Below are 18,325 nucleotides of genomic sequence, written 5' to 3'. Positions count from 1 at the left end.
TACTTATGGCGATGGATGCAATCCCGGCAACTCCGGCGGGCGAACCCGCAACTTCGCTTCTTCCAGCGAAGACAAAAACGCGGCCAAATCGGCCAAGTCTTGGCGATTCAGACCGAGCGGTTTTAGCAGTGGCGACTTCGTCGGAAACAACTTGTCGTCGACCTGCTCTTCTTTTCGCTTGATCGTAGGCATACCAGCATTGTACATGTTCAGAACGCCAGGGAGTTCAAACAATCCATTATGCATCAACGGCGTCGTCGCCGTGACGTCGCGCAGCGTCGGTGTGCGAAACTTGCCGACGTCAACTGCTTCCCCGGTGTTTGCATAGCGTCCCAAATCTTGGTATTTGCGACCATAGTAGCTGAGGCCGACCTCGTGAAACTTGCCATCGCTCAGCAGCGGGCCATGATGGCAATTCATACAGCGGGCGTCACGGCGAAATAGGTCCATGCCGCGAATGGCAGAGTCGGACAAGGCATTAGTTTTTCCCTGCAAAAACGCGTCAAAGCGGGTCCTGCCGTGGATGATCGTCCGTTCAAAACAAGCGATCGCCTGGGCGATGCGTTCGAGCGTTATTTTCTCGTCACCGAACGCTTCGCACATCATTTCGCGATAGGGATCGCATCCCGCGACCGCTTCGACGACATGTTCAGAAGTGGAATGCATCTCGTCGGGATTCAGGAAGACTGCGATCGCCTGGTCTTCGAGCTTCTTGGTGCGGCCGTCCCAAAAAAAGGTCTCTTGAAAAGCGACGTAACGAATCGACGGCGCATTTCGCGCCAACATTTTCCGCGCATGCCCAAAGCTAGTCGTTCGTCCATCTCCCCATGCTAGATCGGGATCGTGACACGAAGCGCAAGCGATTTGCCCGCTGCCCGAGAGACGTGGATCAAAGAAGAGGGCTTTGCCCAACTGCTCTTTAGCGTCGGAGTGGGGATTGTCTTCGGGATGTTGGACATCAGGAAGTGAGCCGATTTCTCGCCATTGAACTCCATTATCTACCGTTGGCGCTGGCCAAGATTCTGGCGGTTGCGAATAAACGGCGCGGAGCTTATCGGCCAACTCGGCGAACTCTTGTTCGCTTCTCTCTGGTCTTGGCTTACGGCGTGCGGAGATTTTTACCGTAGTGGTAGAGTTCAAACGAGATTTGAGTCGTTCAACTACTTTCGTCATTTCACTCTCCGCCAACTGCATTCGTTCATCTACAGTCGCCAAATGAGCGTTCGCATGTTTGGAAAGTGAGCGAATTCCAAATGGCGTTTGCCCTCCAGCATTCGTCAGGCGGTGGCATAACGCGCATTGCGCCCCGTAAGTAGCATGTTTCATACTTCCGTACTCAAGGAACAGAGATTGCGCCGAATCAGGCACAAAGCGGAAGACTTGCTCAGGATTAAGAACTGATCCAGCCCGCGTTCGGTAATAGATCCAGTGGCTGGAACCGTCTCGGCTGCTGCTTGTATTTTCGCCGCTAAGTTCAAACGGAGGAACGGATATTCGAATACGGATCTCATCAATGACCGGCGTCGCCACAGGATTAAGTTCTTCATCGACAACAACAAGGGATTGCACCAACGCGGTTTGAAGTTTCGATGGTAGTTCAAACGAAACGTCGTCTTTCTGGATTGTTGACAAGAGACGCTTTGTCGCGGATTGACCGCCAAAATTAAGAAAGACGCGCGACGCATGCAGGCTACGATCGGCTTGAAACAAGGCGGAACTCTTGCGACCAATCTCCGCCCATGCTGACTCTGTGGAGCCGGTCGTTGGATCGAAATCGGCTGGCAAAAATGGGCGCGAAGTTGTGCTATTATTAGAATCTGGGAATTGCGATCGCAATTGATCGAAGCCGCTCGACAACTGCTCGATCGCGTCACGCGTCAGCGCCAACGACCGAATAGCGATGGCCATCTCTGTTAACAGTTCCGGATCATCATATTTCAGTTTTTCAAGTTGCCACCAGACGCTCATTACGTCCCACTGCACAAGCAATTGCTGCAGCGGACTAGTCAGTTGCTTAGTGCGTTGCTCAGGCGACGATAGATCGGTAAGCAATTTCCGCAATTCCTTCCGCTCTTCTGCGGAGAACTTCCGAACCGGACTAACGCGCACATCACCGCCAAAGAATTTGAGATCGTGATCCTCGCCGTTCCGTTTGCCGAAGTACCATTTGCCTTGATAGAAGTCCCGTTGTGCAACGCCCGCGGATTCCATCTCCGCAGGCAATTGCGACTGAATTTCTTCCGGCACAAGCTGATCGATGAACAGCAGTCGATGAAGACGGTTTAGCGGATGTGATGCGTCATGGTGATAGACCGCTTGCGATTGCCCAGATGTTGGCAAGCCCTCTAAGAAGTGACCGACGGGATGGATCGTTGGATTCAATTCTCCGGCTGCTGCATCCGAGGATGCAGCAGCCCAAAAGAACGCAGAGATTGCAAACAATTTGCCGAAAGATTTGACCATCATGACATCAAAACGGGGCATTAGTATTCTCCGACAACTTCCTGTCCGGAGATCGTTAGAAGAGAGCAGACGACATCAGCATTTGTCGTCTCGCTTAGAAATCGGGCTGAACCGTCAATCAAAGCGACGTTGGCTCCGCCAGGATGAAATGCGTAGATACTGTAGTAATTCGACCCATTGACCATTTGCGGGCCTGGATACGACCAGCGACTATCTTCATCCGTGATGGAATCGTCGTAGAGGTAACCGCGAACAGCAAATAAATTGCCTTCCGCCCAACTGCATACTGCGACATAGTTGCTAGAGGCGCTGGTTAATTCGCCCGAGCCAGCGAGCATTTTGCGGCCTTGCCATTTTTGCGGGCGAGCAGCCGACTCGACAAAACCAATTGAGTTGGAGGTTCCATCCGTGACATCACGAATTTGTCTTCCCCTCGCTCCTGGCTTCACACTTCCGCTGAACAACCCCTCGATATTTCCTGGCTTGGAGTAGGAGACTTGGGCTGGGCTATTCCACATAGCGGAATAGGGGCCCGACGAACCTGCGTAGTCCGATCCGATGGCGCCCCAAGTCTCGGGACTTGAAGCTGTCGCTGTTTTGAATTTGGGATGGGCAATTGGACCGCCAGGCGTACTCGGGCAGAGCATGAACGGCACTGGGTACTGCACGGCTTCGCGATTAGCGATGTCCTTAAACTTCACTGAGTAGTCATAGATATCCGCAAGGGGATTCTGTTCCATGTAAGGCAATAGCTGGGCGCACCAGTAATGAGAAGCTCCGTTTCCCGAAACGCTGGTCGGAAAGCATCTGTAGGCGGCATGAAAATTATGCATTCCCAAGCCGACTTGCTTTAAATTGTTCATGCACTGCATCCGCCGGGCTGCTTCGCGGGCCTGCTGGACAGCGGGAAGTAACAGCCCGATCAGCACACCGATAATCGCGATTACGACCAATAACTCAACTAGCGTAAAGCCTGCGCGGCGATTCATAGAAATCTCTTAGTGGGCGGGTGAGTGGCAGGCTGGCGGAGGCTGGCATGTTAACTGAGACTCGATCTCAATCGAGTTATATTCGTAGCCTAAGTAAAATTTCTCGATACTGCAATACCCCCGTGGTGGGTACTGCTGCTGCCGCTGCCTGGGGAGCAATGAAGCGATGTAAAGAGGGGCGCCGATCAGCACAGACAATGCATCGAAAAACAGCCCAAGCTGGCCAAAGAGGGACCGCCAGTCAGCGGCGACTACTCTCCCTGTAGCGTCAGCACCAAGCGTCGACTTCCCCCGTGATCGCGGTGCTCGCAAAGATAAATCCCTTGCCAGGTTCCCAGGGCCAGTCTACCGCTGGTCACCGGAATCATGACGCTGCTGCCGAGCATCGCCGCTTTGATATGGGCCGGCATGTCGTCGGGGCCTTCTAAGGTATGCACATACGGAAAGCTCTCGGGTGCGATCTTGGAAAAGGCCATTTCCAGATCGGTGCGGACGTCAGGATCGGCGTTTTCGTTGATCGTGAGCGACGCGGAGGTGTGCTGGATGAAGACGTGCAGCAAGCCGACCTGAATCGACGACATTTGCGGGAGCGACTCCACGACGTTTCGCGTGATCAGGTGGAACCCGCGCGACATCGCCGGCAAGGTAATTGTCCGTTGAATCCAGGGCATGCAGAGGTCCTCGAATGAAATAATCTGCTAGCGGCCGGGGTCTGCCGCATTATCGACAAGCATTGCTAGTATCGCCGGATCCGGAGATTCGGATAAGTCGAAATCGGAAGCGGTAGGTAAGTTAGGGTTCCATAAAAAAGGAGTGAAGGGCTAGTGAACGAACCTCTGCGGCACAAGGGGGATACGTTGGGCGTGCGGTTCTGCGCAGGAAACCGAAGTGTTTGAAAAGTCAAAACTTACGTCCAAAACTGCGGGTTTCCGATCCTCCGATAAAATCTATTGACACTGCACCCCTTGCGTAAATAATGTAACGCTCCTTCGAGACGCCCACTGGGTGTCAATCGTCGACTCACGGAAGTTCAGACGACGAGGTGTACGCCATCGAAAAGAAGGCGTATTTTCTGCGGAATCGCTCGACTGGAATGGAGCGAAAGCCGCATTTTGCCGAGTTAGTGATAGGTTGGGTTCGCCGTACGCGCGAGCCTCCCTCGTTTCCTGGAGTAGGGAAACGTGGCCCCGTGTTGTTTGGAGGAAGTGTTAGTTCGATGCAGAAAATTCGTAACGTTTTCGACGCGATCCTGAAGTATGGCCATGACGAGGACTTCGTCCCGGACGCTTCAGAAGAATTTGCGGCGACCAGCGCCCCGGCCGGGTCTGCCGAAAAGATCGATACCCTGCGTAGCCGCGTTGAACAGGGCTTGCCCCTGTGGCACCAGGACGATCGCTGCGATTACTCTGGCTTGACCGGAGCGATTCGCCCCCGCGAATAAGCGGGAGGAGCGAACAACTAGGATGCATGGGCGCCGTTTCAATCGGGCGCCCTTTTTTATGCGCACTCCGCTCGAATAACCAATCGGTTCGAGCGATGTCCGCATTACAGTCGCAATCCGAGCTTCAGGCCCAGCATCGACGAATCAAGCGATTCGTCGATGGCGACAATACTTTACTTTCTCTGGCCGGCGCCCATCCTAGGCGGCCGGAGCGATCGCTTCAGCGACTTCCTCGTGTAACTCGAGTTCATCGCGAAGCACCAGGACGTTCGACGGGGCTTCGATTCCAAGGCGGACCTTGTCTCCCGCTACTTTCACCACGGTGATAACGATTGAATCGCCTAGTTTCAGCCGTTCGCCTTCCTTGCGCGACAGTACCAACATTATCTAGAGCCTTCTAAGGTGTCAGGTGGTTGTGTGTTCAAATGTATAGTGTGTGCAGTTCAGAGCTTTTGTCAAGAGTTTTCGACTGCGTTGACTTTAAGCCCTGTTTCTTAAGCAGCATTTTGCAGCGCAGGCGCCGCCGTCAGGTGAGTTCGCAGAAATCGTTCGCCGCTGGAACCGTAGAACAAAATCGAATTGGTCTCGGTTTCCCAAATAGCCGTGCATTTGACGCTACGCGGTCCATGTAAGCAGAAATAGATTCCACAAGGATCGCCGGAGCGGACAAGCACGCGTTCGGTCATTGGGAAGACGCTGGGTTCAAGGTTTTCCTGTTGGCAAAGCATTTCATAAACGTACTGACGGAGATGTTCCAAACGCGTAAAACACGGGAACGCATTAGTCATGTGGAATATCAACTCCTAGCGAGGTCATCATCTGAGGCTAATGTGCAAAAGACGATGACTGGGATGATTGGGAGGCTTGGTCGTACAGGTAACTATCGGCAGACTAGGGTGTGAAGTTTTACGAGGAAGGCTCGGTAGTTTGGATGTTTTTTAAGGTTCTTCAGCGCAAGCAAAAGCTCTACGAGATTTCTCTCGTAGAGCTTGCAGAATGTCTAAAGATTGAAGCTGCTGCGTCTTACTTTTTCACGGCTTGATAGCTCTTGAAAGCGCCAGCAATATCGGCTTCCTTTTCGTCTCCTGCGTGTAGCAGCACGCGATACGAGAACTCGATCGATTCGCCCGGCGCAAGCGTGTAGGAGCCGTCCAGGGACTTGTCTTTCTCGAAATCGTGCACGCCAAACGGATTCGCGGCGAACAGTCCGTAAGTACGAACGTGCCAATAGGTGGGAGCTCGAAAGCTGCTGGGGTGCTCCATGATAGCGATTCCCCCCTGTTTGTCGCCAACGGGACCGTGATAGTCGACCCACGGAGCTTGCTTGCCCCAGGCCTTCAGGTCTTTGTCGCCGTGGCTGTTGACGAGTTCGCCCCCTTTGTGGGCTTCGACTTTCATCGCACCGGGAACGCGAATGCCGAACGAGCCTTCTTTCGTGTCGCCAAATTTGACCGGAGCGTCAGTCGCGGTCAGCTTCACATCGAGATCGATATAACGTGCATCGCCGAGGACCCCAAACTTGTAGCTCCGCACATCGTTCAAGATTGTTTTGCCGTTGTGGTCGACCCAATCGCTGGCGGCGACGATTTCCCCTTCTTCACCGCTACTGAGCTTCTTGAACTCGCGATGTTCGGTGGTTCCAAGTTTGTCGCCGGTCTCGGCCCAAAAATCGCTATCGTTGACGGCGCCATGGGTAAACCAGAAAGAGCGATGGTGGATGTGATCGCTCTTTTCGTCCGCCGTCGCATCGGTCATCGGATAGTTGCGGGTCATGCGCATCTCATCCGGGCCAATGATCGGGTAGAGAATCGGCTTGGCGCCTGACTTTTTCAGATAGCGCGTAAAGAGTTCGCCGTCGATCAAGACTTCGGCGCCATCCTTCGTTTCGCGGACGGTGACTTCAGCAGAGAGAGCAGAGGAAGCGATTAGGGGCGCGGCCAGTAGGGCCAACGCAGCAAGCAAGCGATTCATGGCGGGCAGTTCCTAGGTAGGCGGGATAGCTACAGACTCCCCACTATCCTAATCGCTAGCAATTCGTCGTGCTACTTCGCTTGTCCTTTTATCCACTCTTCTGGCGTCACCTGCTCAAAAACTGTCTGCTGGTTGCGCAAAGTTTGCACGGTTACCAGGTCGGTCTGGTTGAGAATCCAGCGATAGACATGCTGGCTGCGGACCGTCTGGTTTTGAGCCGGATTGCCGTTGCGAATCACGCGGCGGATTTCTTTGGGCAGGACATTATTCTCTCCAAAATAACCGTTGATCACCTTCCGTGATTGCGAGGGAAACCCAGCCGCACAGGCAAAGTTAATATCCGCCGACCAATCGCAAAAGCGGGCGTAGTCTTGCACGACGCGCTTGTCGGTGATCGGCAAAGTCGTCAGGTCATAGCTGATCGGATTGCCGGTGAAGACGACCCGATTGATTTGCGGCTCGGCTTGGATCTTGAAATCAGGCTTGTTGCAAAATTGCAGCAGCGGCGTGCTGAAGTCGCCGTTGGTTCGCAGATAGGTCGACATTTCGATAATCTGCCGAATGTCGAGCGAAAGCTGGCGCTTGCGAACCGGGTCGAGCAGCGTGATTCGATTGGCGTGGAAGTCAATGATCATCGCCTGGCCTGCTTGCCCCATCGCGTGATCAAAGACGACGTTGTCTTTGAAGATGGTCTGCGTCGTCATATATGGTTGCTTCTGCTCACCTTCAAAGATCGTATTGGTGACCTGAAAATCGGCGGCGGTAACGGCGCTGGCGATCAGGGCGCTGACAACGATAGCAAGACAGTGGCGCAGCATGGTTCATTCCTCGAAAAGTGGAACTTCGGCAAAGCGAAATCGTCGCGGAGACTACTTTATTGTTCGCGCGCTCGTCCACCCCGATTCGTCTCGCCGCTAGCGGCTTGTCGACTCAGGTGATCCGCCGCGGCGATCGGCGTCGGTAGACGTTTGCCGACCATGAAGTGCGCGCAGATCGCTTCGGCGTCGTCAAAGTCGACGCTGCCGCCTGGCGACACAAAGATCGGCCGCTTGGTTTTCTTGGTCGGTAAGATCGCCGCGCCCCACTTGGTGGACCCGTCTTCGCTTGCAACACGCAGATCGCAAAAACGCTCGGTCGACAGATCGTTGGCCGAGAATGACCCAGAGAGGTGCTTTTTGGTGACGCCGATCGTGGGAAGTCCGGTCAGCGCCGATAGCATGCTGGCGATGCCGCAGCGGCGCGGATGAAGTACGCCGCTGCCATCGACCAGCAACACGTCGGCCAGACGATGGGCTTGCGCCGCTTCGGCCAGCACGGCTAGATGCAGCGGCAATTCGCGGTACGACAGATAAGACGTTATATAAGGAAAGAAAACGGGCCGCCGCGCCAGATGCGACCAGACCAGCTCGCGCGAGCCGTAGTCAAACAGCACATAGGCGACGACCCCCTCGTCACCGTGATATGAAATGTCGAGTCCCGCGACGAGCTCAGGCCGCCGCGCCAGCGAATTCAAGCGATTTTGCGCGGCGAGCTGGTTTTGCCATTCGCGCAGGTCGGTCAGCGGCGCGCTGCCAGCGAAATCAGAGAATTCATATTCCGACAAATCGACGCGATCGTTGACGACGGCAACACCTTCCGCGGTTAACAAACGCTGCTTGTCGACGGAACTGCCGGTATGAAATAGTCCCAGTTCGCCGCCTGCTCGGACGACGCGATGCGCGGCGATCGTGGTCGCTAGCGGGGAGCGTAATAGCCAATCGCCGATCCAGCGACTCGCTAGGCGATCGCCGAGCGATTGGGCGATTCGCCCATAGGTGGCGACTTTGCCGAGGGGGATTTGGGCGATTCGCTGTTGCAAATCGCTCGGCAAATCAGGCAAGCGAGCCTGAATCTGCTGTTCGAGCTGCGAAAAGTCAGTCACGGCTTGTTCCCACGCGCTGGATTTCGATAATTTGTGCTAGGACTTTTCAGCATGAAATGCCAGCGTACCTCTGGGGAGAAATCGGCGTGTCGCATATTAAGCGAATCCTTGTAACGGGAGGCGCCGGGTTTCTCGGTTCGCATTTATGCGAACGACTCGTCGAAGCGGGGCATGACGTCATCTGTCTCGACAACTTCTTTACCAGCCAAAAATCGAACATCGTCCGCCTGCTCGATTTTCACAACTTTGAGTTCATCCGGCACGATATCACGATGCCGGTTTGGCTGGAAGTTGACGAGATCTACAATCTCGCTTGCCCCGCCGCGCCGGGACACTATCAATACAATCCAATCAAGACGACCAAGACGTCGGTCATGGGCGCAATCAACGTGCTGGGCATGGCCAAACGGTGCCGAGCTCGCGTATTGCAAGCGTCGACCAGCGAAGTCTACGGCGACCCCGAAATTCATCCGCAACCAGAATCGTACCGCGGCAACGTCAATCCGATCGGACCACGCGCTTGCTATGACGAAGGGAAGCGGGTCGCGGAAACGCTCTTTATGGATTATCACCGCTCGAATCGGGTTGCGATCAAGATCGTCCGCATCTTCAATACCTATGGACCGCGGATGCATCCGTACGACGGACGCGTCGTTTCTAATTTCATCCGCCAGGCGATCAACAACGAACCGATCACCTTGTACGGCGACGGCAGCCAGACGCGTTCGTTTTGCTATCGCGACGATCTGGTCGAAGCGATGATTCGCATGATGAATTGCGACGGCAGTTTTATTGGTCCGGTGAACATCGGTAATCCGCACGAATTTACGATTCGCCAATTGGCGGAGTTAGTCGTGAAATATACAGGCTCAAAATCAAAGTTCGTGCACAAGCCGCTGCCCGAAGACGATCCGTTGCAACGTCAGCCTGACATCGCGCTGGCGAAGGAGAAATTGGACTGGGAACCGAAAGTCGAATTGGAAGCGGGACTCAAAGCGACGATCGAATGGTTTCGCAACATCGACATGTCGCACTATCGAGCTCCCACGCCTAATCACGATTAAGGTTTAACGGAACAACGGAATACAGGATCGGAATAAACCAAAAATCACGACACTAGCCCGCTGCGCCAGCGAGGGAATGCGGCTGGCGATACAAACCCGGATTGAAGTGACCAACCGGATTCCCTCGCGGGCGCGGCGGGCTAGTGTTCAATCGATTCGATACTGTGCAACATCCACAATGACAAAGCGTGCAGCGTCGACCGGTTCAGGACTGCGCCGTTTCAGAAGGGCGCAGCCGGGCCAACAGGAGATAGAGTCCAACTCCGGTCGCGGCCCCCAGGCAATCGGCCAGCCAATCCAGACCGTCGCAACTTCGTCCCGGCACAAACGATTGCGTGACTTCGTCCAGCAACCCATAAGACGCGAGCAGCGGCCAGACCAACAGTGGAGCGGATTTGCCAAACTTGGCGGCGACGACCGAAAAAATCATCGCCAGCACGGCGAACAGCAAGAAATGGATTCCTTTGTCCCATTGGTTCCAGCCGCTGGCGATTTTCGGAAAACGCGCCGCCGGCCAATGCGTCGCGACGAAAGCCAATAGCCACAGCGAAGCGGCTAAGATGTACCAGCGGGCTGCAGCCAGGCGATTCATGCAGTCATCAAGTGGTGAGAATCAAAGTAAAAATCGAATGCGACGAAGCAGGGCCGCCGCAAGATCGACTGCCCTGAGGACTTCATTGTAAACCATACGAGAGGAGCGATAGCAGGGATGGCGATTCTAATCACAGGCGGGGCCGGATTTATTGGCAGCCATTTGATCGAGCGTTTGTTGGTTCAGTCGAGTGACGACCTGATTTGTCTGGATAATTTCAATGATTACTACGATCCGGCGCTGAAACGGGCGAACGCCGCCCTGTTTGACGATCAGCCGCGCGTGACGCAAATCGAAGCTGATTTTTGCGATTCCAACGCGATGGAAAGTCTCTTTACCCAGCACCAGATCAAGTCGGTTGTCCACCTAGGCGCCTACGCAGGCGTGCGCGTCAGCGTCGCCCAGCCTCAGCTCTATCAACAGACGAATGTCGGCGGCACGCTCAATTTGCTTGAGACGGTTCGCCGTCACCCGGTCCAGCGTTTCTTATTGGCCTCGTCCTCAACCGTCTATGGCCGCGGCGCCGCGATTCCATTTGCCGAAGATGCGCCGCACGGCGTTCCGGCAAGTCCCTATGGCGCGACCAAGCGCGCGGCCGAGTTGTTAGGGCTCACCTATGCGGAACTGCATCAAACCCCGGTCGTTTGTTTGCGTCCGTTCAGCGTGTATGGTCCGCGGCTTCGCCCTGACTTGGCGCTGACGATCTTCGCCAAAGCCATTCACACCGGCGCAACCATTCCGCTATTTGGCGATGGCACGATCCGCCGCGACTTTACGCATGTCAGCGACATTTGCGACGGGCTGATCGCGGCGCTGACGGCCGAAAATGTGATCGGAGAAACGATCAACCTTGGGCACAGCGAACCGATCGAGATGCGAGGGCTGATCGCGCTGCTGGAAAATGCATTCGGGAAGAAAGCGAATATCGAGCGGTTGCCAGAGCGGCCTGAAGATCTGCCGGTAACGTTCGCCAATTTGCAGAAAGCGCAGCGACTCCTCAATTATGAGCCCCAGGTGCCGATTGAAGTCGGAATCCGCGACTATGTCGCCTGGTTCCAGTCCTGGTACGCGTAGAAGGCGATTGGGCTCGATTTGGTATTCGCGCCGTCGCGGGTTATTCTGATATCGACTTGGCTATCTCCAAATATCTCCACAAAGGCGTCCCGATGTTGGCCCGCTCTCAAGCTTGTGTTGCTGCGCTGACCGCGATTCTGTTGCTCACCCTCAACGGCGCAGCTGGCGCCGAAGAGCAAGCTTGGCGTTCGTTATTCGACGGCAAGACTTTAGGCGACTGGAAGTCGGTCAACTTTGGGGGCGAGGGAGAGGTCTCGGTCAGCGATGGCGCGATTCTAATGGCGCAAGGAGTCAATCTGACCGGCGCGACCTATCAAAAGGCGCCGCCGAAAACCAACTATGAAATTCGCTTTGAAGCGAAGCGGCTCGAAGGAATCGACTTTTTCGCCGGGCTAACGTTTCCGGTCGAAGATTCGTTTTGCAGCTGGATCGTCGGCGGTTGGGGAGGCGCAGTCGTCGGCTTATCCAGCATCGACGGCAAAGACGCATCGCAGAACGAAACGACCAAATACATGGGGTTTGACGATAATCGCTGGTATCGTTTTCGTCTGAAAGTGACGCCGGAGAAGATCGCAGGTTGGATCGATGACAAGCTGGTGATCGATCAGAATATTAAGGATCGCAAGATCACGACGCGGAACGAAGTGACCGACTCGCAGCCGCTTGGCTTTTCGGCATGGCAATCGACCGCCGCGATTCGCAAGATTGAAATCCGCGACGTGGGGAAGAAAGCGGATTAACTTCCCCGCGCTGTGTTTTTCGGTCCTATTTCTTGTAGTCCGATTCGTTCAGCGGATAGTCTAAACGTCCATCTTTGCGCGCTTGCGTAGCGTTGGTGATCATCAACTGAGCGTAGACGTTGTAGCTGATTCCTTCGGTTAGAGTAGCGACAGATCCGTCGGCCATCGCCGCGATAAAGACGCTGGGGTGTTCCGACGATGGACGCGGCGCGGACTCTGGCGATTGATCATACTTTTCGCCGTTGGGTTTCATCCAAACCGATGGCGGAGGGTTCACCACGTTGTCGCTGCCGTCCGCAAACCAGGTCATCACTACGCCGGTCTTGCGACCATAGGTAGCGGGGCTAACCGCTGGCGCTGAACCGCCAAAGTGGTTTTGAGCGCCGGATTGGATCTGCGTCGATAGGCGGTACCAGTTCGACGCTTGGAGATTCTCCGAAATCAGGAGCGTCGTGCTTAGCCCATCTTTGATCGATGCGTCCGAAATCTTCGGCGGGTTCGTCAACGCACTCCCGCGATAGAGAAACACGCCGTAAGCGGTGTCCTCGGCGACGGTACTAGCAGGCGACGCGATGACGCCTTGCTTGGCCCAGCCGGCGTTGCCGCAATACGAGTTAAAGCCGCCTGCCCAGTCTTCGCGATTGCTGGGACAAATCAGAAGCTGAACCCGGGGAATCAGCGGATTGCCGAATGCCGGATAGCTGCTGAGTCCTTCCCATCTTTCCGCAAGCGCAGTTTGTTCGACGTAGGGAAAGATCGCTTGAATCCAAGTTTGATCCAGCGACGAATTAAGCGGCTCGACGTAGCCCGGAAACTGTTTCTTGGTGGCCAGATAGTTGACGACACCCAGCGCTAGCTGTTTTTGATTGTTCTTGCACTGCGTTTGGCGAGCCGTCTCGCGCGCATAATTAACCGCCGGTAACAACAAACCAGCCAAGACGCCGATGATGGCGATGACGACCAATAATTCTACCAGCGTGAAGCCGCGACGAATCCGAGACATTCACTTCGCTCCGTGATAAGCGCTAGAAGCCAAGACGAGAACCGTGAGAAGGGAAGCTAGCGCAGGAAATGCCTTACCAGAACTTCATTTTGTCAAAAGCCAGCCTTCACGTCCAGACTTTGGGGACAATTAGTGGTAAATCCTGCCCCAGAATCGCTCGTTGATAAGGGAAATTTGTCAAAGAATGCCAGCATATTCGGCATGCGCTTCACAATAGGAAGAATCCGGCCGACCAGGAAGGGCGGAGTAATCAGATTGACTGGCAGCGCTGGGTAGTGCCGATGACTCATGCGTCAATCGAGCTTTTCCAGAAAATCTGGAAGCGAAGGAAAGACGCACGTTTCGCCGGATTTCAGGGAAGCGGAGTGAAATGCTCCCGCCGCCCCGCGACTGTAACGAGGACGAAAGCCCAGCGAACGCCACTGACTTTTTTTGAAAAAGTTGGGAAGGAGGGCCAGTAGGACGATTCGGAGCCAGGATATCTGGTCCGGCGAATGGACAATTCGATGATTGCTTTCCTCGAGGGATAGGAAAACGATGCGATTTCGCTGGACTTCTACTTGCGCGCTAGCCGCGTGTCTTTCGTGGTGGACTACCTCCTTGCCCGCCCAACCGCCTGAAAACGAATCTCCGCTCGCCGAGACCGAGATCGTCCCGCTGCTCGATCCGCAGCAAGACCTGGTCTTGCCCGAGGTCGAAGTTGTCGGAAGGCTCGACTCCTTTCCGGCCAATCCGCTGCCCGATACGGCCGCGATTACGCCGACCGGAACCACGGTCGCCGTTGGTAAGACCGGCAGCAGCGTCACGGTGATCACCGGAGAAGAGATTCAACGGACCCAACAGACGACCGTGGCCGAAGTACTGCGGCAGGTCGAAGGGGTTGATGTGGTTCGCACCGGCGGGCCCGGCGGGATCACGTCGGTCTTTATCCGCGGCGCCAATTCGCAGCATACCAAGGTAATTCTCGACGGCATTCCGATCAACGATCCCAGCAACGCCGGACGAAGCTTTGACTTCTCGACGTTGTCGACGCAAAACATCGAGCGGATCGAAGTGTTGCGCGGCCCGCAAAGCATGTTGTATGGCTCGGACGCGATCGGCGGCGTGATCAACATCATTACCAAGCGGGGCGAAGGTCCGCTGACCGCGACGGCCCTGGTCGAAGGGGGAAGTTTCAACTCTTCCAACACCAGCTTGACCATGAGCGGCGGCAACGATCTCTTTTACCACTCGACCAGTCTTGGCTACCAAGGAACCGACGGCGTCAGCTCGGCTCAGTTCGCCAACGGCAATCCTGAGCGAGACGGCTATTACAACGGCACCATCTCGGGACGTTACGGCTGGACTCCGTCCGAGCTGTTGAACGTCGACTATGTTTTCCGTTATGCCGACGTGCATGCGGCGGTTGACGATCAGCCGTTCGGCTCATTGCCGGTCGACAATCTGATTCGCTCGAATCTGAGCGACGTCTTCTACGAGAAGATCCAATTGCAGTCGTTTCAATTTGACGGCCTGGTTGAACATCGCGTCGCGCTCGACCATACCAACTACGAGCGGGTCGATACCGATCCCGGTTTTCTCGATCCTCAGTACAACGGATCGACCAAGCAGTTTGAATATCAGCTGAACTTAATGCTGTTGGAAGACAACATCTTTACCGTCGGCACGAACCACTTGAATGAGGAAGCGTCCAACACGTCGACGCCAGCCGTCAGCCAGTATCTTTCCGGCGTGTTTCTGCAAGATCAGTACCAGCTGGGCGATCGCTTTTACGGCACGGCCGGCGTTCGCTGGGACGATCATAGCGTCGCCGGCACGGCGCAAACGTATCGCTTTACGTTTTTGATCGACGCGTGGGAGATCGGGTCCGAATTTCATGGAAGCATCGGCACCGGTTTTCGGGCGCCGTCGCTGGCCGAGAACCTGTTTCCCTTCGGCAATCCCAATCTGCGGCCCGAGCGCAGCAAAGGCTGGGACGTCGGCGTGACCAAGTATATTTTTGATCGCCAAGGTTCGATTGATGTGACCTACTTCCGTAACGACTTTCAAGATTTGATCGCGTTCGACTTTAATACGTTCCTACTCGAAAACATCGGCACGGCCCGCTCGACCGGGGTCGAAGTGGTCGGCGTTTGGGGCTGGGACGAACGGACCGACATTCGCTCGACCTATACGTTTACGAGTCCTCGCGACTTGGACAACGATCGCCCGTTGCAGCGACGTCCCAGGAACAAAGCGACCCTGGGGGTAGAGCGTCAGGTCGCCAGCGATGCAACGGTCAATCTCTACATGTTGTACGTCGACAATCGGTTTGATCTGTCAGGCCCGCTCGATTCGTATATCACCGTCAATGTCGCCGGCACGTACGAATTGGCGCAAGGGATGACCTTGGTCGGGCGGATCGACAATCTGTTCGACGAGGACTACGAAGAAGTCCCCGGCTTCGGCACGCTCGGGATCGGCGCCTATAGTGGGTTGCGCTTCGTCTGGTAGTCGAAAGGGAAGATTGCGCCCAGAGGATTGTCTCTGGGCGCCGCTTGGGGGAAATGTCTAATGTCTAAAACCTATTGGCTAATCTTCGAAGAGATCATTTCTTCTTCTTTCTTCATCAGCCGCAGAGCGTTAGCTCCGGTTTCTTCTGCTGTTAGAACGGCCGCGTTGGGCCTAAGACATTGCTAAAAACATTGTTTCTTAAAAATGCGTACCGACTTCGGATCGACAAACAAAATCGTCGCAAAACCGTAGGGTGGGTGGAGCAAAACCGCGATCGATTTTGCGATTCAAAAAAAACAGAATCGGTTTGCGCAACCCACCGGAATCGCTAACCAATGCAATCGTGTAGCAATTTTCTCTTCAGCCCGGAGGGCTGTCCCAAAATAGCCCGGGGTGGAGTTGCGCAGCGACGCAACCGCGGGTTCGCGTGACCGAATATGGCGGTGACGTTGGACGCGATTTCATTCTGCCAACCCGAACGTCACCTTATTTTGGGCCGCCTAGACCCTGGGCTCCGTCGCTGCGTGACGAGCGCCCCGGGCTGCTATTAGAACGGCCGCGTTGGGCCTAAGAGCTGTGGGGTTGGTACTCAGCGCGGTTTATCGCGCTGCAGCAAGACGCTACTTTCGGCGGAGCGAAAGGCGACACTTTGTTCCGCCTGCGGAAAGGCGAGCTAGCTTTGGGTAAATGACTAGATCCTCATGTCGAATGCTTGAAAAAAACACGGCATTCTTCATTAGACATTAGGATTTAGAAATTAGACATTTCCCCCTCCTACTTCTTCCCCTCCGCGCGGCGTGCCCGAAAGAATTCGGTCAGCACGTCGCCGCACTGCGGCGCTAAGATGCCGGGGACGACTTCGCAGCGATGGTTCAAGCGTGAGTCGCTCAGCAGCGTGTATAGCGATGTGACGGCGCCTGCTTTGGGATCGATGGCGCCAAAGACGACGGTGGGGATTCGCGCTTGTAAGATTGCGCCGGCGCACATCGGGCACGGCTCCAGCGTCACATACAGCGTGCAGTCCGCCAGGCGCCAATTTTGCAGCGACTCGGCGGCTTGAGTGATCGCGATCATCTCGGCATGCGCGGTGGGGTCGTGCAGGGTTTCGCGCTGATTATGCGCGGCGGCGATCACGCGATTGTTATGCACAATGATCGCGCCGACCGGGACTTCTTTTTCGCGGGCCGCTTGCTCGGCAAGTTCCAGCGCCTGATACATAAAGATCTGGTGGAACGAAGGATACTCAAACTGGCGCGGTTCGGCGGAATCAATCATGGCGAGCAGACCATCATGGAAAACAAAAAAAGCGTCCTCTTGTAGGAAGAGGACGCTGGAAATTTGAATGCGCGACTTGACTCGATTACAGGTCGAGTTCGGTACCTTTGATCGGCGTCTTCTGCCAGTCCGGTTCAGGGGCCGCACTGGGCGTACTCGGCGTGGAGTTGGCTTTGGCTCCGTTGGAGGACATCAGTCGACCCAGGACCGTGGCATTTACATTCTCGTCCAAATATTTCACCGAGCCATCGACCATGCAAATGTTTACGCCGCCAAAGTGATTGCTGGAGGGAAGGGAGTTGGTTGCGGTAACCGTATCGCCGATGGCACTGTTGATTGGGGGCCCGGACGTTGTAAAGGCATCGTACCAAAAGATGGCCGCTTCATAGTCGTTGGGATTGGATGACGCACCTCCACCACTGACGACATTCCATTGGAAATCTTGTCCGGTTTGTACCCGTTCGGCCAGCAAGATCGTGTTCGAGGCGCCATCTTTCATCCGATCGAGCAGCACCTTCAGGTCGCCGGAGGTGATCGCGTTGTCGCTCCACGCGCCATTGGCTTCGATATCGACCCCGCTGGTCGCCGACGCGCCATAGAGATTCTTGATGCCGCCGTTGGCGAAATAGCCCAGCGGATTCGAGGTGCCGGTAACAACGTCCACTGGATCGCTCGGGCAAACCAGAATGGGGAGAACCTGGCCATCCAGCGCCTCATTTGACGCGTCCGCGGCAATGGATGCGGTAGAGCTGCGATAGGCTTCGCTGTAAAGCTCGGCCAGATCATTTCGACCAAGTTCCGCAAGCAGCGGAACCGGCCAGTTGACGATCTGTGTTGAATAGTCACTTGGCGCGCCGCTGGTCGGGATGAACGCCATCAGCGGCGGCATCTTTTGCTTGGAAGTTTGATAGTTCATGACGGCGACGCCATGCTGCTTCAGATTGTTTTTGCATTGGGCGTTGCGTGCCGATTCGCGGGCAATGCTGACCGCCGGAAGCAACAGGCCCGCCAAAATGCCGATGATCGTGATCACGACCAGCAGCTCGACGAGCGTAAAACCGCGACGGAGCGGAGAAGACATGACGTATCCTCTTCGATGGAGAGAAATTTTGAGGAGCAACCGCGAAAAGCTTAGCCGCATTCACTATCGCAAAAATAGGCGGGGATGTCGAGACTTTGGTGGAGCCAGCGCTGAGAATTCATGAAACCGTAAGTGTAATTGCGACCTATGGTTGCGTATCCTGCGCCGCGGCCGCTTCCACATTGTTCAAGAGGGGGTTGCCTGCCTGTTTTGGGGGG

General features: G+C 55.3%; 17 protein-coding genes and 1 riboswitch. Of the genes, 5 read left to right on the top strand and 12 right to left on the bottom strand.

The features are described from left to right. Window positions 1-3: 3 nt before the first annotated feature. The 3 genes from DSM3645_RS31020 to DSM3645_RS22925 all read right to left on the bottom strand — a co-directional run bounded on the left by DSM3645_RS31020 (window position 4) and on the right by DSM3645_RS22925 (window position 4,123). Window positions 4-2,484, bottom strand: a complete 2,481-nt coding sequence (locus DSM3645_RS31020) for a cytochrome-c peroxidase (protein ID WP_002654999.1) — start codon at window positions 2,482-2,484, stop codon at window positions 4-6. Then, window positions 2,484-3,452, bottom strand: a complete 969-nt coding sequence (locus DSM3645_RS22930) for a DUF1559 family PulG-like putative transporter (RefSeq protein WP_002654998.1) — start codon at window positions 3,450-3,452, stop codon at window positions 2,484-2,486. The genes DSM3645_RS31020 and DSM3645_RS22930 overlap by 1 nt, the downstream gene beginning before the upstream one ends. A gap of 251 nt (window positions 3,453-3,703) precedes the next feature. Further along, window positions 3,704-4,123, bottom strand: coding sequence for a secondary thiamine-phosphate synthase enzyme YjbQ (locus DSM3645_RS22925; protein WP_002654997.1), 420 nt, complete (start codon window positions 4,121-4,123; stop codon window positions 3,704-3,706). A gap of 545 nt (window positions 4,124-4,668) precedes the next feature. Here DSM3645_RS22925 and DSM3645_RS22920 point away from each other — a divergent pair. Continuing rightward, entirely contained in the window at window positions 4,669-4,893 is a 225-nt protein-coding gene (locus DSM3645_RS22920) for a hypothetical protein (RefSeq protein WP_040352951.1), read from the top strand. Between the two features lie 198 nt (window positions 4,894-5,091). Here DSM3645_RS22920 and DSM3645_RS22915 read toward each other — a convergent pair whose 3' ends face one another. The 5 genes from DSM3645_RS22915 to DSM3645_RS28880 form a co-directional block, all read right to left on the bottom strand. Further along, window positions 5,092-5,277, bottom strand: coding sequence for a carbon storage regulator (locus DSM3645_RS22915; RefSeq protein ID WP_002654995.1), 186 nt, complete (start codon window positions 5,275-5,277; stop codon window positions 5,092-5,094). 110 nt (window positions 5,278-5,387) lie between these two features. Then, on the bottom strand, window positions 5,388-5,681 hold the full coding sequence (locus DSM3645_RS22910; protein ID WP_002654993.1) for a hypothetical protein: 294 nt from the start codon (window positions 5,679-5,681) through the stop codon (window positions 5,388-5,390). A gap of 235 nt (window positions 5,682-5,916) precedes the next feature. Next, window positions 5,917-6,864: a DUF6807 domain-containing protein gene (locus DSM3645_RS22905; RefSeq protein WP_002654991.1), complete on the bottom strand. Its 948-nt coding sequence runs from the start codon at window positions 6,862-6,864 to the stop codon at window positions 5,917-5,919. Between the two features lie 71 nt (window positions 6,865-6,935). Then, window positions 6,936-7,682: a hypothetical protein gene (locus DSM3645_RS22900; protein WP_002654990.1), complete on the bottom strand. Its 747-nt coding sequence runs from the start codon at window positions 7,680-7,682 to the stop codon at window positions 6,936-6,938. 56 nt (window positions 7,683-7,738) lie between these two features. Further along, entirely contained in the window at window positions 7,739-8,785 is a 1,047-nt protein-coding gene (locus DSM3645_RS28880; protein WP_002654989.1) for an endonuclease V, read from the bottom strand. Between the two features lie 56 nt (window positions 8,786-8,841). Here DSM3645_RS28880 and DSM3645_RS22890 point away from each other — a divergent pair, with 56 nt between their 5' ends. Next, window positions 8,842-9,849 (top strand): UDP-glucuronic acid decarboxylase family protein, encoded by a 1,008-nt coding sequence (locus DSM3645_RS22890; RefSeq protein ID WP_002654988.1) that lies wholly within the window; start codon window positions 8,842-8,844, stop codon window positions 9,847-9,849. Between the two features lie 205 nt (window positions 9,850-10,054). Here DSM3645_RS22890 and DSM3645_RS22885 read toward each other — a convergent pair whose 3' ends face one another. Further along, window positions 10,055-10,441, bottom strand: coding sequence for a VanZ family protein (locus DSM3645_RS22885; protein WP_002654987.1), 387 nt, complete (start codon window positions 10,439-10,441; stop codon window positions 10,055-10,057). A 117-nt stretch (window positions 10,442-10,558) separates the two neighbouring features. Here DSM3645_RS22885 and DSM3645_RS22880 point away from each other — a divergent pair, with 117 nt between their 5' ends. Further along, window positions 10,559-11,515 carry an NAD-dependent epimerase/dehydratase family protein gene (locus tag DSM3645_RS22880; protein ID WP_002654986.1) on the top strand — a complete coding sequence of 319 codons (957 nt, stop codon included), beginning with the start codon at window positions 10,559-10,561 and terminating at the stop codon, window positions 11,513-11,515. Window positions 11,516-11,571: 56 nt separating this feature from the next. Beyond that, window positions 11,572-12,255, top strand: a complete 684-nt coding sequence (locus DSM3645_RS22875) for a 3-keto-disaccharide hydrolase (protein ID WP_002654985.1) — start codon at window positions 11,572-11,574, stop codon at window positions 12,253-12,255. 25 nt (window positions 12,256-12,280) lie between these two features. On the opposite strand, the gene DSM3645_RS28875 is transcribed toward DSM3645_RS22875, so the two are convergent. Continuing rightward, window positions 12,281-13,258, bottom strand: coding sequence for a DUF1559 family PulG-like putative transporter (locus DSM3645_RS28875; RefSeq protein WP_002654984.1), 978 nt, complete (start codon window positions 13,256-13,258; stop codon window positions 12,281-12,283). A 330-nt stretch (window positions 13,259-13,588) separates the two neighbouring features. Beyond that, window positions 13,589-13,763, top strand: a riboswitch (cobalamin riboswitch). A gap of 95 nt (window positions 13,764-13,858) precedes the next feature. Here DSM3645_RS28875 and DSM3645_RS22865 point away from each other — a divergent pair. Continuing rightward, window positions 13,859-15,751, top strand: a complete 1,893-nt coding sequence (locus DSM3645_RS22865; RefSeq protein WP_002654983.1) for a TonB-dependent receptor plug domain-containing protein — start codon at window positions 13,859-13,861, stop codon at window positions 15,749-15,751. A 774-nt stretch (window positions 15,752-16,525) separates the two neighbouring features. Here DSM3645_RS22865 and tadA read toward each other — a convergent pair. Both tadA and DSM3645_RS31015 read right to left on the bottom strand, forming a co-directional pair. Further along, window positions 16,526-17,026: a tRNA adenosine(34) deaminase TadA gene (gene tadA, locus DSM3645_RS22860; protein ID WP_002654981.1), complete on the bottom strand. Its 501-nt coding sequence runs from the start codon at window positions 17,024-17,026 to the stop codon at window positions 16,526-16,528. 85 nt (window positions 17,027-17,111) lie between these two features. Then, a complete protein-coding gene (locus DSM3645_RS31015) occupies window positions 17,112-18,107 on the bottom strand; it encodes a DUF1559 family PulG-like putative transporter (protein ID WP_002654980.1) in 996 nt (331 codons plus the stop codon). Between the last annotated feature and the right edge of the window lie 218 nt (window positions 18,108-18,325).

The organism is Blastopirellula marina DSM 3645, assembly GCF_000153105.1.
Lineage (GTDB): Bacteria > Planctomycetota > Planctomycetia > Pirellulales > Pirellulaceae > Blastopirellula > Blastopirellula marina.
This window is presented reverse-complemented; position numbering and strand designations above follow the sequence as displayed.

Excerpts from the sequence above, each read along its gene's own strand:
- DSM3645_RS31020 (WP_002654999.1), bottom strand. The coding sequence starts at position 2,484 with ATGCCCCGTTTTGATGTCATGATGGTCAAATCTTTCGGCAAATTGTTT.
- DSM3645_RS28875 (WP_002654984.1), bottom strand. The coding sequence starts at position 13,258 with ATGTCTCGGATTCGTCGCGGCTTCACGCTGGTAGAATTATTGGTCGTC.
- DSM3645_RS22915 (WP_002654995.1), bottom strand. The coding sequence starts at position 5,277 with ATGTTGGTACTGTCGCGCAAGGAAGGCGAACGGCTGAAACTAGGCGAT.
- DSM3645_RS22880 (WP_002654986.1), top strand. The coding sequence starts at position 10,559 with ATGGCGATTCTAATCACAGGCGGGGCCGGATTTATTGGCAGCCATTTG.
- DSM3645_RS22900 (WP_002654990.1), bottom strand. The coding sequence starts at position 7,682 with ATGCTGCGCCACTGTCTTGCTATCGTTGTCAGCGCCCTGATCGCCAGC.
- DSM3645_RS22905 (WP_002654991.1), bottom strand. The coding sequence starts at position 6,864 with ATGAATCGCTTGCTTGCTGCGTTGGCCCTACTGGCCGCGCCCCTAATC.
- DSM3645_RS22930 (WP_002654998.1), bottom strand. The coding sequence starts at position 3,452 with ATGAATCGCCGCGCAGGCTTTACGCTAGTTGAGTTATTGGTCGTAATC.
- tadA (WP_002654981.1), bottom strand. The coding sequence starts at position 17,026 with ATGATTGATTCCGCCGAACCGCGCCAGTTTGAGTATCCTTCGTTCCAC.
- DSM3645_RS22910 (WP_002654993.1), bottom strand. The coding sequence starts at position 5,681 with ATGACTAATGCGTTCCCGTGTTTTACGCGTTTGGAACATCTCCGTCAG.
- DSM3645_RS22890 (WP_002654988.1), top strand. The coding sequence starts at position 8,842 with ATGCCAGCGTACCTCTGGGGAGAAATCGGCGTGTCGCATATTAAGCGA.
- DSM3645_RS22925 (WP_002654997.1), bottom strand. The coding sequence starts at position 4,123 with ATGCCCTGGATTCAACGGACAATTACCTTGCCGGCGATGTCGCGCGGG.
- DSM3645_RS22920 (WP_040352951.1), top strand. The coding sequence starts at position 4,669 with ATGCAGAAAATTCGTAACGTTTTCGACGCGATCCTGAAGTATGGCCAT.
- DSM3645_RS31015 (WP_002654980.1), bottom strand. The coding sequence starts at position 18,107 with ATGTCTTCTCCGCTCCGTCGCGGTTTTACGCTCGTCGAGCTGCTGGTC.
- DSM3645_RS22885 (WP_002654987.1), bottom strand. The coding sequence starts at position 10,441 with ATGAATCGCCTGGCTGCAGCCCGCTGGTACATCTTAGCCGCTTCGCTG.